General features: G+C 34.5%; 12 protein-coding genes and 3 pseudogenes. 4 read left to right on the top strand and 11 right to left on the bottom strand.

The annotated features are described in order from the left end of the window. From IGK14_RS16840 to IGK14_RS16860, 5 genes and pseudogenes are all read right to left on the bottom strand, one after another. On the bottom strand, positions 1–725 hold a 725-nt coding region (locus IGK14_RS16840; protein ID WP_016630100.1), incomplete at its 3' end, for a DUF6414 family protein. A gap of 12 nt (positions 726–737) precedes the next feature. Next, the gene (locus tag IGK14_RS16845) at positions 738–1,460 is read right to left on the bottom strand and encodes a toll/interleukin-1 receptor domain-containing protein (RefSeq protein WP_016630099.1); all 723 of its coding nucleotides are present in this window, start codon (positions 1,458–1,460) and stop codon (positions 738–740) included. Between the two features lie 173 nt (positions 1,461–1,633). Continuing rightward, complete coding sequence (locus tag IGK14_RS16850) at positions 1,634–2,326, bottom strand: hypothetical protein (protein WP_142960515.1); 693 nt, start codon at positions 2,324–2,326, stop codon at positions 1,634–1,636. A gap of 48 nt (positions 2,327–2,374) precedes the next feature. Then, positions 2,375–2,974 carry a tyrosine-type recombinase/integrase gene (locus IGK14_RS16855; protein ID WP_010821312.1) on the bottom strand — a complete coding sequence of 200 codons (600 nt, stop codon included), beginning with the start codon at positions 2,972–2,974 and terminating at the stop codon, positions 2,375–2,377. A gap of 494 nt (positions 2,975–3,468) precedes the next feature. Further along, positions 3,469–4,218 (bottom strand): annotated as a pseudogene (locus tag IGK14_RS16860) (IS256 family transposase); the annotation flags it as partial. A gap of 62 nt (positions 4,219–4,280) precedes the next feature. On the opposite strand from IGK14_RS16860, the pseudogene IGK14_RS16865 reads away from it, so the two are divergent. After that, a pseudogene (locus tag IGK14_RS16865) lies at positions 4,281–5,795 on the top strand (IS3 family transposase). Positions 5,796–6,033: 238 nt separating this feature from the next. On the opposite strand, the gene IGK14_RS16870 reads toward IGK14_RS16865, so the two are convergent. From IGK14_RS16870 to IGK14_RS16895, 6 genes are read right to left on the bottom strand one after another with little or no spacing between them, the layout of a single operon-like run. After that, complete coding sequence (locus IGK14_RS16870) at positions 6,034–8,580, bottom strand: hypothetical protein (RefSeq protein WP_438712713.1); 2,547 nt, start codon at positions 8,578–8,580, stop codon at positions 6,034–6,036. 22 nt (positions 8,581–8,602) lie between these two features. Then, positions 8,603–9,430, bottom strand: a complete 828-nt coding sequence (locus IGK14_RS16875) for a carbohydrate ABC transporter permease (protein ID WP_412917480.1) — start codon at positions 9,428–9,430, stop codon at positions 8,603–8,605. Further along, a complete protein-coding gene (locus IGK14_RS16880) occupies positions 9,430–10,344 on the bottom strand; it encodes a carbohydrate ABC transporter permease (protein WP_438712715.1) in 915 nt (304 codons plus the stop codon). The genes IGK14_RS16875 and IGK14_RS16880 overlap by 1 nt, the downstream gene beginning before the upstream one ends. Positions 10,345–10,362: 18 nt before the next feature. Beyond that, the gene (locus IGK14_RS16885; protein ID WP_412917478.1) at positions 10,363–11,598 is read right to left on the bottom strand and encodes an ABC transporter substrate-binding protein; all 1,236 of its coding nucleotides are present in this window, start codon (positions 11,596–11,598) and stop codon (positions 10,363–10,365) included. Next, a complete protein-coding gene (locus IGK14_RS16890; protein ID WP_438712717.1) occupies positions 11,582–12,496 on the bottom strand; it encodes an ROK family protein in 915 nt (304 codons plus the stop codon). Before IGK14_RS16890 ends, IGK14_RS16885 begins: the two co-directional genes overlap by 17 nt. A 16-nt stretch (positions 12,497–12,512) precedes the next feature. Then, positions 12,513–14,210: a class I mannose-6-phosphate isomerase gene (locus IGK14_RS16895; protein ID WP_412917477.1), complete on the bottom strand. Its 1,698-nt coding sequence runs from the start codon at positions 14,208–14,210 to the stop codon at positions 12,513–12,515. A 145-nt stretch (positions 14,211–14,355) separates the two neighbouring features. On the opposite strand from IGK14_RS16895, the gene IGK14_RS16900 reads away from it, so the two are divergent. From IGK14_RS16900 to IGK14_RS16910, 3 genes and pseudogenes are all read left to right on the top strand, one after another. Beyond that, positions 14,356–15,075 (top strand): GntR family transcriptional regulator, encoded by a 720-nt coding sequence (locus IGK14_RS16900; protein WP_438712719.1) that lies wholly within the window; start codon positions 14,356–14,358, stop codon positions 15,073–15,075. 514 nt (positions 15,076–15,589) lie between these two features. Continuing rightward, positions 15,590–16,270 (top strand): annotated as a pseudogene (locus IGK14_RS16905) (IS6-like element IS1216 family transposase). 41 nt (positions 16,271–16,311) lie between these two features. Beyond that, positions 16,312–16,584: a Fic family protein gene (locus IGK14_RS16910; protein ID WP_438712721.1), complete on the top strand. Its 273-nt coding sequence runs from the start codon at positions 16,312–16,314 to the stop codon at positions 16,582–16,584. The last annotated feature ends 14 nt before the right edge of the window (positions 16,585–16,598 follow it).

Here is a 16,598-nt window from a genome sequence, read left to right on the forward strand (position 1 = left end):
TAGACTACCCCTGCCAAAACAATATCATATACATCTAAAATCTCTTTACTGCGATCATCGTGAAATGAAGTCAATACTTCATCATTAACTTTTCTAGCCATATACTGCTGAAAATCTAAATCAGATCTGTCCATCGTCCCGACTTTAAATCCCCAAAATGATAAATTCATTTGTTCCAAATCCGCTACGTTATAATTATTAGAAAAAGCATTATTGTTGAATCTGAAGACCTTGAGAGCTTCATCATCAAATGCTAACATTTCATAATACCCTTTACTAAATTTAAGAGCCTCGTACATCTTAGAGATTGATAATCGAATACCATCACTGATTTCAACGTCTCCTTCTGTCATAACAAGGTATGGTGAAATAGTTTGATAATAAGCAATAGAGTTTTTCTCAGGAAATACTTTATGATTTTCTAATTTACATAAGCCGTTCGATTGCTTACGAGATTCAGAGAGAAAATCAGATAGTAATGCATTAGTAATAGATTTTTGTATTAATTTATCTGCGGATTTTCCCAATTGAGCATTCATATCTACACCGACACCAATAAAACCACTAAATAGTTTTGAAAGTCTTGGAGCAATTCCTATATTCCCTGCAACACTAGCTGATTTCTTTGATTCATTTTTTTCATCATGAATCTCTAATAGAGTTCCATTATTCAGTATGGTTAAATAGTCTGTGATAGTACCCTCATCAAAATAAACTAATTTCATATAGATTCCCCTTCAGATAGCCCAATATTTTTTCCATGTATCTTTAAATTCAAGCATATTTGATGGATCAGATAGTCCTAATTTAGTTATAGACGATGCTAGACCACTCATACTATTTACATCATTGATTTTTGTCATTTGTAAACTTGCCAGCGGGGTATCGCCTAAATCTTTATAATTTGTATCAGTGTATAGAACCGGAAATATTTTTTGATTCAACGCCCAAGCAGCCCCCATTTCGGCTAAAGAAAACTTACTCTCTAAAAAATTTTTTGTGATTAAAAAAATAACCACAGACGAATTTGTAACTTCTTTTTTTATTTTCCCGATAAACTCATCTCCGACTTCAATACTACCATTTAAGGATGTACAAAAAACATCTGCCTTCTTAATATCAAAAGCGCTACTTAAAAAATCAATAAATTTTAAAACTATATCTCTATCTTTTGAGCTGTGACTGATAAAAATTTTTTTCATGTTATTTGCCTCTTTCTGCTCTTTCGAATTCTCTATACATAAAATTGATAATACTTCTTCTAATTGACGCTTAGGATTACTATTCCTAAAAAAATATGCATTCTTAAAGTCTTTTTTTAACACGCTATCGCTGAGACTATTCTGAAAAAAAACATTTACATTTTTCATCCATGATATATATTTAGGATTGTCTTCTAAATTTTTCTCATTCTCTTTTCTTAACTCAACACCGCGGCTTATTAATTCTTCTAAATTCATATACTTCTCCTACATATTTTACCACTATCACAGTAGTTTATTCATAAATTACAAATACAATTTGGGATTGGTTAATAAATTAACATTAAATTTATTTTCATTTGAAATTTGACTAATAGATCAATTGGATTTTTCAAAACGCTAGCCAAAGAAATCACTAACTAACATTTTTATTAAAAATCAATTCCAAAAATACAATTAGAATACATAAAATCCAATATTTTTAAAGTATATATATCTTCTTCACTATTATAATATTCTGATAGCACTTCATTAAACCTTTTAACCATTACTTCTGGAATCGATAATAAGCCTGAACCATGATCAAACATAATTTTATTTGCAGTAATAAGAGCAGTCCTCTTATTATGATTCCCAAATATTTGATATTTTGAAATAAATAAAAACAGTCGCAACGCTTTTTCAGTTCCTGATACACTTTGGTCCATTAATTTCTGGTATCGATCCCTTACATCTTCTTCAGATAACATTGGCGGCACATACCTTCCCTGAATAGTCGATACTTCTACTCCACCGGTTCTTATTTCACCAGGAAAAAGGGCATCTTCCGCTGCAACGATCCGATTAATCCGCTTACTTGTCTCTAACAGGGGCTCTTGTACGTCATTTAAAAGCAGTTCAAAGCCTCTTTTTAAGTTAACGACGGTCAGGACATCATCTACAGCCACGTTATTAGCCCGGTTATACTTAATAATCTCTTCTGTTTGTAACAACGTTGTATCTAACCCTTCAAATTTTCCCGCATTATACACCAGTTCCACAATGTTTTTCTTCAATAAATACACAGACTCTTTGCGAGATAAGTGGTATTTATCAGGAAATTTCGGCCGCTTTTCTTCGTTCATCTTCTCACCTCTTGAATTTTTTCTTCTATTATATATGGCATTATTCTGTCATAGATCCAAACTCTTTACTGCGGTATCTTTATCTTCCTGGGTGATCCCAATATAGCGTAAGGTCTCCCGTTGCGAAGAATGGTTGAGCAGCGACTGAATGATCTCTGTTTTGGTCCCTTGCTTGTACAAAAAATAGCCAAAGGTCTTACGCATCGAATGGGGACCAATTTCTTTCAACCCAACCGCCGTTCCAGCTTCATGAATGATCCGCCAAAGGCTTTGTCGGGTCAAAGGCGTATCTGCTCCTTTTCGACTTGGAAACAAATACTTGCTGAAGTCTTGTACTTGCAGCTGCTCAGGAAATTCCGATTGAACATAATCAAGAATCACTTTTCGTAATTTGTTCGAAATGAAAACCGAATTGTGTTTGGCCGTTTTTTGTTCCTTCATGGCCAGACGTTCTTTAACAATCACCCGACCACGGGAAATTTCTAACACGTCACTTAATTTCAGCTGCCTTAAATCGGAGATTCGATACGCCGTATTGATCCCGATCGAAAAAAGCACCAAATTTCGCTGCCCATATTTTCCGGAAGCCAAAATTGCCTTCATGGCATCGATCTTTTTTTTGTCGCGAATCGGTTCCACGCTCTTCATTTTTAGTCCCCTCTCAAATGTTACTTAATATGATTATAACAGATAATAAGTCACATTTAAACATGCTATAGAAAAAAGGCCCTAAAAGAAAAGTGATTTTCTCTTAGAGCCTCTAAGGATGGAGCGATTTTAACGAATGTGACAGAATCAGTTTGTGTCACATTGAGCTTTTGAGATTTTCGGTATGATTTGATTATCTCAGAACATTAATATTGCCCCTTTAAAAAATTTTGTCAGTACTTTTAAGTTATTCTATTATGAAAATTCAAAATTTTCAGTCTATATAATTAACTTATATTCAGTTTTACCAAATGATAAGCTTTAAAAAGTATTCAGAATTTAGTCATGTTATGGATCCAATAAAGTAAATATGGAATATTTATTTTCTCTTGTCTAATTTATAAGAACTAAATGATTTCATCATTGTCTTGACACTTTTAGTTGGGAGCGTCAATAATTTTGTGTAAATGGTTCTTCCCTACTGTAGATTGTTTCTAATTCTCCATCGGTTGACTCAGCATTTGTTCGAGCTCGCCTTCGGCCTGTTGGAAACCTTTATGACTGCGACCTAGGAATTTTTGGTTGTAAGTATCAAAAGACGAGACTAAGAAACGTTCCATCGACTCTTCATTTTGGAACTGTTCCTTGCGGTGGCTGTATTTCTTGATTTGTTTATTGAAAGATTCGATTAAATTAGTTGAGTAAATGCTTCGACGGATACCAGGCGGGAACTCATAAAAAGTCAATAAATCTTGATTTTTTATCAGTGACTGCGTCACTTTAGGATAAGTTTTCTGCCACTTCTCAATCATACTCCCTAAAAAGGTATTTGCCTCTTCCTTTGAGCTAGCTTGATAAACAGCCTTAAAATCATCACAGATTTCTTTTCGATCTTTGACACGTACTTTATGAGCAATATTACGGGAAACGTGAACACAGCAACGTTGGTATTTAGCTTTAGGATAAATCTGGTGAATCGTATCTTTCATGCCTTTTAAGCCATCGGTAATAAACAGTAAGACATCATGATGAACCCCTCTGGAGTAAATGTCCTATAACAACTCATTCCAAACGTAGGTCGATTCAGTCGGAGCAATCGCATAACTTAGTACTTCTTTAGTGCCGTCTTCTCGTATACCAATGGCAATATAGATTGCTTCTTTGGAGACGGTTTGCCGTTTTAAAGGAATATAAGTAGCATCCATGAAAATAGCGACATACTTATTGTATTTTGCAAGGCTTTTATACATAAAAGGGGGTGCGGACATAATCCTGGACTAAAAATGAACACAGGAGGAATGTTCGTATGTTTTCCCACGAAGAACGTGTAAAAGCCATTCAGTTATTTTTAAAGTACGATTGCTCCTATGCCGCTACTATTCGTGAATTAGGCTATCCGTCCGTTGGCGCACTTCGCAAATGGTACAATGAATATTTGATATCTGGAGCGCTTCATCTAGAACACCGAAAAAAATCAAAGTATTCTGAAGAACAAAAACGAGTAGCTGTGAATCATTATTTTGAATATGGACAGTGCTATGCAAGGACGATTCGATTGCTTGGTTACCCTAATCGAGAGTCTTTACGGCACTGGTGTGAAGAACTAGCGCCTGGGGCTAGAAAACTTCGGAAAAGTGCAGTAAAGTTAACCCAAGATCAAAAAGATAACGTGTTGAAAAAATTCTATGCGCCTCAGGCCAACAGAAAAAGCTTAGCTGAAGCCGAAGGCATCAGTAGAGTCACTTTGTATCAATGGAAAGACATGTATCTTGGAAGGGGTTTTCCACTGCGTATGACTCAAGAAAATCAAGAAGAACAAAAAGAGTTACTGTTAACGGAAGTTAAAGAATTGCAAAAACAAGTACACCAATTGCAACTCGAGAAAGCATTACTTGAAGGAGCTACTGAACTGCTAAAAAAAGAAGAAGGCATCAATCTCCTTCAACTGACAAATCAGGAAAAGACACGATTGATTGATGCCTTAAGAAATCAATTTAAATTAAATGAACTTCTTCAACAGCTTCATTTGTCTAAAAGCAGCTATTTTTATCAGAAACATGTAATTGATAAACCAGATAAATATGCTGAAGAACGTCAATTGATCGTGACCATTTTCAACAGTAACTTCTGCTCTTATGGTTACCGCAGAATTCATCAAGAACTAAAGAATATGGGGAAAATTCTTTCTGAAAAAGTTGTACGGATGTTGATGATCGAGGAAAATCTAATCGTTACATTTTCCAAACGAAAAAAATACTCTTCGTATGCTGGTGAGATCAGTACTGCACAACCAAACTTATTGAATCGTAATTTTAAAGCGACAAGGCCTAATGAAAAATGGTTGACTGATATTACTGAATTCAAAATCCCGGCAGGAAAAGTTTATTTGTCGCCAATTGTTGATTGTTATGATGGAGCTATTATTAGTTGGACAATTGGTACCAAGCCTGATGCAGCATTAGTGAATACTATGTTAGATGTTGGACTATCTACACTTCAAAACCAAGAACGGCCAATTGTTCATTCTGATCGCGGGGCTCATTATAGATGGCCTGGTTGGATTGAAAGGATGAACAAAGCAAATTTGCCACGTTCCATGTCAAAAAAAGGTTGCTCACCAGATAACTCTGCGTGTGAAGGCTTCTTTGGGCGATTAAAGAATGAGATGTTTTACCAACGGGACTAGAAAAACACCTCAATAAATCAATTTATGGATCATTTGGATGACTACATCCAGTGGTATAATAATCATCGAATCAAGTTATCTTTAGGAGGACTAAGTCCTCTTCAATATCGGAAGAAACAGGAATGTAATTGCTGAAAAAGGTCCAAAAAAACATCCGCACCCCCCTTATCTAGCATAAATAATGCTTAGTCAAAGACTTAATGTAGTACTGAATATAAAGCTAACAACTGATTTTTTTACTAATTATAAATCTTATAACTCAATATTCTAATGAACGAAGGATGTATATCTTTTTAATACTAAAAAAAATCTATGAACATTAATTCAAATGTTCATAGATTTCTTTAGATGAATCTAGTATCAATTTAGCAACTCAATAAACTATCGTTGCATAGCTAAATGAATTAGGCGCTATTATCAATTCTCTCTTTGGATTATCTACTGGCGCCCCGTAAAAATCCGTTTGCTGAAGTTTTGCAGGCGAGTTATCGCTAACACTAATTTTTCCGGACTCTAAAGAATAGTTTTTTAAGAATAGATTTACGCCCTCAGTACCTCTCTCTACGGATAAGATTTCAGTATTTTCACAGTCTATTGGTAAACTCAAGAAACTCTTCTTCGCGATATCACTCCATGAAACTTCAATTGGGTTATTTACTCTAGTTCCAATAGCAATTTGTTCAGATTTGTTATAAGCTTCAAAAGGTTGTATTAAGAATGTATACTCAATCTCATTTTCATCTGATGCAGAGAAGTTTGTATCCCAATAATTATTGTAGAGCCATGGAAGAAATAGTGGATTTTCATCCCGTGTAATTTCTTTAGACTCTCTTCCAAAAGAAAATCCGTTTAGTTGGATCAATGGTGCATCTGAGGTGGCGAGATAAAAGCCTTTATTATCATCAAAAATCGCAATACTATTATTGAGTGTGAGCCAGTCCTTACTTACTGCTCCAATTTGGTCATCATCTAAACGACAGAGTGTGTTTGCTGATTCAAAAATAGCTTGCCAACCTTTGTCAAAGTTAGTTGGAATGGTTAGATAATGGGCATTAGGTTTATTATTTTGCTTTCTTTTAACTGTCACGCTAACTCTAATTTCTTGACTATCGTCTGTCAAAATTACCCTTCGATCTAACCATTCAACAAAATCATCATTTACATATACACGCTGCTCAAGAACAAGTTCATTTAAAATTCGATAAACTTTTATTTCTGCATGTCTATCTAATACTTTACGCTGGCCAATCCACTCGTGATTCCAAACACTGACAGAATAATTGGCCAATTCTATGTCCCGAGGAAAGAAAGTTCGTCTTTCTGCTTCATTTTTCGACTCATCAATTGTTTCTGTCACATAATCAAATAGGCCAAATTCAGAGTTAGAAGTTAATTCCCAGCCACTGTTTTTATCTCTGATTGACGAGATTGATCCTGTTTCCACATCATAAGCTATTTCATAAATATCATTTTCGAGAATTCCTGTTACTGTCTGATTAACAGGGGTTTCTATCTTTTGAAAATCAGAAATTAAAATTGATTTCGTTTCAAATGGTGCTAACTCGACTTCAGGTCCATAACGTAGTTCGGAAATTTCTCCAATCTGCTCATGAAGATAAAGATTTGATTTTAAAGCCGATAAATACGGGCTATTTTCAAAAAGCCAATCAGGAACTTTCAAGCTTACTTTTTGTGATAAGAAACTAGTATTTGTAAAAGTTAAATACTTGATCTCCTCTAATTGAAATGGTGTCTCTAAATACCCATCTTGAAGTTTATTTAATACAAAGGCACTCTGTGACAAACCATCATAACAGTAGTTTTGTTTTTTGCTTTTTCCGATAATAGCTTGCAAGGAAGTAGAATCCGTTACAGAGTTTGCAGCTCCCCAAGTATGTTCATTATATAGCAATATGTTATCAAGCGATTCTCTCATTAGTCGTTTTGTTTGTTGTGTAATCTCACTATTAGCTATTCCTAGAAGTGAAGCTTTTTTGATATTTTGATTAGCAATTCTGTTATATTTTACTTCCATAGGTGTGCTTCCAGAACCAAAATTCCAAAAATCTGTCCAGTCTCCGGAAACTTTTTTCTCTGTTTTCTCCATTTTAAGAATATCTCTTAGTATTTCAGGAGTTATCATTTCAATCTCGAATTCCGGATAATTATTATTGAATTCTGTAATCAAATCATATAAGCCTGAATCAGGAGAATTGTTATCAAGTAGCGGGGGATTAGTCGCTGTTAAAACTACGTAGTCTTTAGCATAACCTTGTTTATTTAGGTGATTTAGATATTCCGTAAGTCCTTGATACATAATCGAGATATCACGCTTATCCGTTTTTAGGAATTGACTAAACAGAGAATAGTGTTCCCCAAGATAACAAAGTAATTCTCGTTTGGAAGGCGTTTCCCAAATAAAGTCTACGGGTCTCGGGAATGGGATACCACCAAAATGGATATTTTCTCCTGTTAAATAAAATTCAACACCACTATCAATTAACAAATCTGAAAACGACCAAGGTTGTCCATTTATATCATGATTGATGGCTGTCTTAATAGAGATATCTAAGGTTTCTTCAATTTTACGTTTAGATTCCAGTCCCTTTTTTATCTGGAAAGCATCATTTAGAGGTGTTGTATGCATTGGAAGTGCACAAACTGAAATCAAATTATGATTTATCGCATATTTCATGCGTTCAATTTCATCTTCTGATGCATCAGCTAGCCACTTTTTCAAAGGTAGTGTGGCTTCTATCGTCCATCTAAATGGCTTTTCTTCATTTTTATATTTCTCACAAATTTCTAAAGCCTGAGAAATGTATGCTTCCTGTAATTCTAATATTAATTCCTGTGGATGAGTATATCCTAGATCGAAATGACTATGATGAATACAATAAATCTTCTTTATTTCGCTCATATTTCTATTCTCCATTCATTGACTAGCCTTTGACGGCTCCATTCATAAATCCTGATAAGACCTTTCTAGAGAAAAACGCAAACAAGATCAAAATAGGGATCGTGGATAATACTGATGCCGCTAATGCGGTATCCATATTATTAAATAAATTGTTTGTATACTTTACGACTAATAATGGCACAGTCTTCTTAGTATCTGTTTGTAAGAAAATTAGTGGAATAAAGAACTGATTCCAAATATTGACAGAACTTATGATACACACCGAAAATACAACTGGTTTTGCCATCGGGAACATGATAGAACGAAATATTTTGAATTCCCCTGCTCCATCTAGTGTTGCCGCCTCATATAGTTCATCAGGCAATTGACTAAAAAATTCTGTTAGCATCAAGACTGGCATACTAATGGCCGTACCCAATATTAAAACTACGCTGGCATAAGAATCCATCAACCCCATATTTTTAATAAGAAGAAAGATAGGGACAATTCCTAATTGAACTGGAAACATCATCCCGATTAAAAAGAACACGCGTAAAAATCTATTTCCTTTAAACGCATATCTTCCTAAACCATATGCAACAAAAGAGGACAAAATAACCAACAATATGACTGAGAATAGTAAGATAATCACACTGTTTAAAAAATACTTTTCAAAATGGTCATTAACAAACAACTTGACATAATTTTGAATGCTAAATCCTTTGGGAATTCCTAACGTATTCGTCATAAAATCAGCTTTTTCACGAAATGAGTTAAATAATAAGTATCCTAAAATGAATAAGATGAAAAATGCAGCTATCCACATCATGATATTGATGATTTTTTCACCTATGCCTTTGTGTTTATCCATCAATCCTCATCCTTTCTCATAACAAAATACATTTGGGCACTTGCAACTACAAAAATCACTAAAAATAGTACACAAGCGATAGTCGTACCCATTCCCATTGAATTCTCAGATAAGTTCCCGCCCAGAGGATTATTATCACCAAATGCAATCCGATAGAAGAACAAACTGACTACATCAACACTTCCGTCTACACCGCCAGAAATACCACCAAGAATATAACTGTAGTCAAAAATCGTCATTGCCGTAATATATGAAATTAGAGTCAAATTGATAATAGTGTTTTTAATTTGAGGAATAACAATCAGCCATAATCGTTTCCAATAACCCGCACCTTCCATATAAGCCGCTTCTATACTGTCGTCAGAAATCATATTCATCGCTGCGATAAAATACATCATTCCAACCCCAAATCCTGCCCATGAAATCATAAGCCAAACTACATAGATTCCTACACTAGGCATGCCTAACCACGGCTGGGCTAAACTTTCTAGCCCAACTTTAGTTAGCAGTTCATTCACTAATCCGATATTTCCGTCTAATAGCAATGTAAACAGAAATACAATTACCGGTGTTGAGATGAACTGAGGGGAAAAGATAACTGTTCTTAATACATTGTATCCTTTTGTTTTACTATAAATCATATACGCATATATGATTTGTAAAGGAATCATAATAAAAATCGTTAGAATAAACAGCATTAAGCTATGTTTCAATGCATTTAATAGTTGATTAAATAAAACTGGGTTTGAGAAAAGTTCTACATAGTTATTGAATCCCACAAAAACTTTCTCACCAATTCCATTCCATCTATAGAAACTTATACGTGCAGCTGAAAAAATTGGATAGATAACAAAGAGGCAGTAAAAGATAGATCCTGGTGCTATAAACCATAGAAATGGCTTTTTTCGCTTCATATCAATCATCCTTCATTCTTATTTTTCCAGTTCAGCTTTTAGTAAATTAACTGCTTCATCAGGAGTGATTTTCCCTTGCATTAGATCAGGCAATAAAGAGGTCAAAAGTAGGTCTTGAGGTTTTGATGACTCACTTGCTACTTGAGATAATTTGTTATAAATATTTGCACCAACTTCATCAAAATCAGCTAAATCTTTTACCTGATCATCTTTTGGTGTAATATCATCCATCATTGGTACTTCACCAGTCTCATCTTCAATAATCTGTTGTGCTTCTTTACTATTCAAAAATTCAATATACTTTTTGGCTTCTTCAGGATGCTTCGTTTTCTTGGAAATCGCATAAGTATTAATATTACTTGGTCCAGTTTGTGCATATTTCTTACCATCAATACCAGGCAGTGCAAAAGTTCCAATATTCATTCCACTTTCAAAATATGATTTGCTGTTCCATGTCCCATCGGGAATCATTGCAGCTTTTCCATTAGTGAAAAGTAACTTAGCTCCGTTCCCATCTGTTGAGGCAAAGTCTTTGCCAAAATCATTCTCTTTACTATAATCATAAAAATTTTGAAAAACCTTTTCTAATTGATCAAATGATGCACTGGATTTGTCCTTCACAATACTATCAATATCTTGTGTAGCAAGAGCTGCCCCTGTTGTTTGAATATACCAATACCGATCAAAGTCTCCACTGCCTCCTAGTGCAATTGGTGTAATATCGGCATTCTTTAATTTATCTACAATTGTTGTAAACTCATCCCAGCTAGTTGGTTCTTCCAAGCCGTTTTCTTTAAAAATGTCTTTATTATAGAAATAGGTAACATAGGAGATGAAGGATGGTAATGAGCTATATACCTTTCCATCAACCGTAGCATATTCTATCGCTTCCTCAGAAAAGCGATCATAGTTTAAGCCTTCTATTGGTAATAAGTAACCATTCTTAGCCATTTCTGCCATTTTAGTAGATTTATTTCCTTGAACCCAAAATAGATCTGGTAATGAATCTGATTGAACAGCAACATTAATAGAATCCAAAGTACCTGAAAACTGATAATTTAGCTTAATGTTTGGATTTTGTTTTTCAAACTCTTCATTAAGCTTAGTAAATGCTGCTTCATGAACTGCTTGATTATCTGCATCTCCCCAAACATTCAATTCTACTTGATCTTCAGAGGAACTGTTTCCGTTTCCACAAGCAGATAGTGTTAGAATTCCCAGTGCACCAAGTATGATTTTACTGAATTTTTTCATAAATATTTTCCTCTCCATTCTTAATTATAAATAGCCCCTCTAACGTCCGTAGTGTCGTATCTTTACTTACTCTAATTACACAATCATTTCCAAATTCTTTTTCTAGTTCTTGCCCAAAATATTTAAAACTTTTACTTATCTGGCCTCCAAAACAAATCTCTTCTGGTTGGAATATTTCAATATAGGGTCTTATTGCTTCACATATTAAACCGCCAAATTCTTTAAAAACTAATTTTGCATCCTGTGACCCAGATTCCGCTTGCGTAAATAATTCAGCTCCCGAAATTTTCTCAAAGTATTTTCTTTCTATTAATGATTCCAGCCCTCGTGCTGAAATATAGTCATCTATAATTGATTTTTGAAAGACTTCGTTAAAAATCATTCCAGTTGAAGGGATACCTTGCTGACCAATAACTCGACGTTGATCCTCAATGAATGTAGAGCCCAATCCAGTACCGATCGTAAAATATGCGCCTCTACTTGCGTCAGAGTATGCATTCTCTCCTAATGCGAATGCTACTGCATCATTTTCAAAAAATAAACCTGTTTTACAGAACCGTTTATCTGAAGAAATAATTGTTTTGAAAGATTCTGCTAAATTAATACCGTATAGTTGATCAAATTTGTTAAGATCTTTAATCATGCTAATTCCATTTTCATAGTCGAAAGGCCCCGGAAATGCTATTGCAATTTTTTCCACTCTCCAAACTTGCTCATCATAAGGCTCTAACAGATCAAAAAATATATACTCAAAATTTTTGAAAATTTCTTCTTTTGGTGCCGTTGAATTGGCTGGATAGTAATGAATATCCGTATACTTTTTCTTGAACTCATTAGAGAAGATTGCACCCTTTATAAAAGTCCCACCTACATCTAAGCAAATCGCTAATTCTTTCATCTTCAACATCAACATCCTATCTGATATATGCTTTCATAACTTTGTATGTTTTGTCAGATCCTGCTGGGTTCAGCATATATTCACGAATTCCTTCTGGAATAATGAAGGTTTCGCCATAATAGACATCAAAAGGTTCAAATTCATTAGCAAGAGAATTCACTGTAATATGATCTCCTTCAACGAGATTCAACATATTTACACTGTTTTCTGTTTCTTGTCGTATTGGTATGGCGAATTCAAGCCTTCTAGTTTCAATTGCTTCTAATTCGTGCAATCCTGTGTGTTCTTCAGTATAATTTTCTTCAGAATGAATCGTCTGAATCGCGTTGATAAATTCTCTTTTAACAAAATCAGTATCAAAGTCTTGATTAATAACGTGTTTCCCATGTTCAATTGAAATAGGCCTTGGTTTTCCGTCAAGATCGACCCTTCCCCAATCCCATAACTTGAATGTAAATCGATTAGGCGTAGCGCTTATTTCCAGAACCACACAGTTTTTGCCACTGCTATGAACTGTCCCAGCTGGAATTAAAATATGATCATGCTTATTTACTTTAAAGTTATTTACAAATTCTTCATCTGGAAACTCTCCTGAAACTTGTGCATTTTCCAAAGCTTGTACAAGCTCATCCCTGCTAACATTATTTTTTAATCCCAGGTAGACAGATGCACCTTCTTTGCAATCAAGGATATAGTAGCTTTCATCTTGCGTATACTTAGCTCCAAAATTTCTATATGCATAATCTAAAGTGGGATGTACCTGCAGACTTAAATTTTGTCCGTTCATTGTATCTAAAAAATCAAAACGAATTGGGAAGTCTTTTCCAAAACGGCCGTAGACTCTTTGACCTAATAATTTTTGAGGATAAGTATCAACTAAAATCTGTGCTGGCATCTCAAATTCAACTTCTTCAATCTTTGCCAGAATACTATTTTCTTCTGGAACACCATCAAAACTCCAAGCTAAATTACTTTTATCCATTCCTACTTTAAATTTTTCTTGCATCCATTCTCCGCCCCAAATACCTGGATCAAAATAAGGTACTAGTCTAAAGGGTTGCTTCGTAAATTGATTTAATACACTGCCCAAATCCTTTGTGGCAATCATTTTAGGGACTTCTATATCGTTAGAATCAATATAAAAGTTACTTTTAAGTAGTTTTTCTCGTCTAAGGTCATCTCCTGCTGGCCACTCAAAATAATACGAACGCTTTAACTTCTCTGCGAATTCACTTTCTTTATATGCCATCCAATTTTTGGCACCTTTTTTGTACCCAAGCTGTAATTCCCAGCGAGAAATATCCATATAAATAAGAAGTTCAGATTCAATAACTTCAGAAGCACATACTCCAATAACGCATACTCGATTTTTCACACCAATTTTTTTAATCGCAGATCTTACTCGTTCAAAATTTAGAAATTCGACAAATTTTCTGTGTGAAAATCTACCGAAGACAAAATCGTCTGTTAAATCAGGTTCTATAATCGTAAATATCTGTTGTGGTGATAAGAATAACTCTTCCGTTAATAATATCTCAACATCAGGTGCTTGCTCTCGGATTGCAGAAAGGAGCGGTTCTATATTAATCCCCGGATAAGTTTCAATTGCTGTAGTTTTCTGTTGTCCCCCAAAAATTTTCTCGACAATTTTATCGTAGTTTTGAACTATTTCAATTTTGTCATTTATTGAAATAGATGGTCTTAATCTATACATTAGATTTCCTCCTCATGTATTGCTCCAATGTTATGACAATAGTATAATAGATAAATGAACCGCTTACAATCACTTTTAATGGCTATAATACACTAGCTATTCATAGGTGTTTTAAGCTATTGTTATAACAAAAGGAGAAGTTATTATGAATGAAAACCTACCACTTTATGTTCAGATAACCCAAGAACTACGCGAAAAAATTAAACAAGGAATTTGGGCAGAAGGTTTTAAAATACCAACGGAATATGAACTCTGTGATATTTATCACGTAAGTCGTATCACGGTTAGAAAAGCTCTGGATGAACTTGAAAAAGAAAACTTGATTATTCGGAAAAAACCTATTGGAACTTTTGTTAATCAAAGCAAAGATTTTCAAGCAAAAAGTAACTATACACTTGTAAAAAGTTTCACCAAAGAAATGAACGAGCTAGGGATCACCATAGAAACGCTTAAAGTAAATGTTATCGTCTCACATGCAGACCACACAATTGCAAAATTTTTAAAAATACTTCCAGGTGAAAAAATTATTATTTTGAAACGACTACGAGGTTCTAATAAGAAACCAATTGGTTATTTCATTACCTACTTCAAATTCGAAGATTTCTTTTCACTAGATTCAAATGATTATCAAGGCTCATTTTATGAATATCTAGGCAGTAAAAATATTCATATAACTAATAATCAAGAGGTAGTTGAAGCTATTCTTCCACTACAACAAATAGCACGCATCCTGAAAGTCTCTAATTCTACTCCTATTTTACGTAGATGCCGTTTTACTTCCGATGAAGAACACAACTTTTATGAATATACTGAGTGTTACTATATTGGAAGCGAATATAAATACTATATTGATTTTACTAATTGAAAAAGCATATAAAAAAGTGCCGAGAGCAGGTTAAAGAGAAGATAATAACTTGCTTTCAGCACTTTACATAATTTTTTCGATTTGTACGTTTACTATCTTATTAAATATTTCTATTTAACAGATAAAAACTGTGCTTTCTTTGATTTGCTTAACTAAAGAAATCACAGTTACCTATAATTTAGAACATTCTTCTTTAGCCAGTTTGTAATTCATTAATCGTGGAAGATTTTAGAAGTAATATTTTCCCCCAAATTTCAAGAACAAGTTAGCCACTTTTCGAAAAAAGTGAAATGCCTGTGTTATTGCTAGATTCCGCGGTTGATTTGATCATGAGCTGCAGCATGGTAGTCTGAATTGGACATGTTGGCAGTGCCAGGCTTTCCAGACGAAAGTCATGCTGCAGGAGGCTCATTGTCAAATCAACTTAGTGTTATCTGAAGGGTTCTGTTGCAAAGTTTTAAATCTACTATCAAATAAGGTAGAATAATAGAAAAAGATAGCAGGAGGAATGACGATGAATCATTTTAAAGGAAAGCAATTTCAGCAGGATGTGATTATTGTAGCCGTGGGCTACTATCTTCGTTATAACCTTAGCTATCGTGAAGTTCAAGAAATCTTATATGATCGTGGCATTAACGTTTCTCATACGACGATTTATCGTTGGGTGCAAGAATATGGCAAACTACTCTATCAAATTTGGAAAAAGAAAAATAAAAAATCCTTTTATTCATGGAAAATGGATGAAACGTACATCAAAATTAAAGGAAAATGGCATTATTTGTATCGAGCCATCGATGCAGATGGTTTAACCTTGGATATTTGGTTACGTAAAAAACGGGACACACAAGCAGCCTATGCTTTTCTTAAGCGGTTAGTGAAGCAGTTTGATGAACCGAAGGTTGTAGTCACAGATAAAGCCCCTTCTATTACAAGTGCCTTTAAGAAACTAAAAGAATACGGCTTTTATCAAGGGACAGAACATCGTACCATTAAATAGCTGAATAATTTGATTGAACAAGACCATCGTCCAGTAAAGAGACGCAATAAATTCTATCGAAGTTTACGCACTGCCTCTACCACGATTAAAGGCATGGAAGCCATTCGAGGATTATATAAGAAAACCCGAAAAGAAGGCACTCTCTTCGGGTTTTCGGTCTGTACTGAAATCAAGGTATTATTGGGAATCCCAGCTTAAATCATAGATACCGTAAGGGATTTTATTCTTTATTTAAAACTTTGCAACAGAACCCGCATATCCAATTCGAACGCATTCACCCGTTCTCGGACGGTAATGGTCGAACTGGTCGCATGACATTAAACTATTCCTTATTACAGCAAGGATTTCCTCCTTTAATTATTGAGAAGGAAACCAAAGCTCAGTATATCGAGTTTTTGGGTAATCAAGATGTCGATGGGTTTGTTCAATTTGGAAAGGAAACTTTAAAGAAGGAACAGAAACGTATGCAGGCGTTTGAGAACGCGGAGAAAGAACAGATTAAATATGAATAAAAAGTGATCCAAGG

Source organism: Enterococcus sp. DIV0970a (genome assembly GCF_051711265.1).
Classification (GTDB): domain Bacteria; phylum Bacillota; class Bacilli; order Lactobacillales; family Enterococcaceae; genus Enterococcus_D; species Enterococcus_D casseliflavus.

What these genes read in the sequence shown, in the direction of transcription:
- IGK14_RS16845 (WP_016630099.1), bottom strand. Translation starts at nt 1,460, where the DNA reads ATGAATTTAGAAGAATTAATAAGCCGCGGTGTTGAGTTAAGAAAAGAG.
- IGK14_RS16850 (WP_142960515.1), bottom strand. Translation starts at nt 2,326, where the DNA reads ATGAACGAAGAAAAGCGGCCGAAATTTCCTGATAAATACCACTTATCT.
- IGK14_RS16855 (WP_010821312.1), bottom strand. Translation starts at nt 2,974, where the DNA reads ATGAAGAGCGTGGAACCGATTCGCGACAAAAAAAAGATCGATGCCATG.
- IGK14_RS16870 (WP_438712713.1), bottom strand. Translation starts at nt 8,580, where the DNA reads ATGAGCGAAATAAAGAAGATTTATTGTATTCATCATAGTCATTTCGAT.
- IGK14_RS16875 (WP_412917480.1), bottom strand. Translation starts at nt 9,430, where the DNA reads ATGGATAAACACAAAGGCATAGGTGAAAAAATCATCAATATCATGATG.
- IGK14_RS16880 (WP_438712715.1), bottom strand. Translation starts at nt 10,344, where the DNA reads ATGAAGCGAAAAAAGCCATTTCTATGGTTTATAGCACCAGGATCTATC.
- IGK14_RS16885 (WP_412917478.1), bottom strand. Translation starts at nt 11,598, where the DNA reads ATGAAAAAATTCAGTAAAATCATACTTGGTGCACTGGGAATTCTAACA.
- IGK14_RS16890 (WP_438712717.1), bottom strand. Translation starts at nt 12,496, where the DNA reads ATGAAAGAATTAGCGATTTGCTTAGATGTAGGTGGGACTTTTATAAAG.
- IGK14_RS16895 (WP_412917477.1), bottom strand. Translation starts at nt 14,210, where the DNA reads ATGTATAGATTAAGACCATCTATTTCAATAAATGACAAAATTGAAATA.
- IGK14_RS16900 (WP_438712719.1), top strand. Translation starts at nt 14,356, where the DNA reads ATGAATGAAAACCTACCACTTTATGTTCAGATAACCCAAGAACTACGC.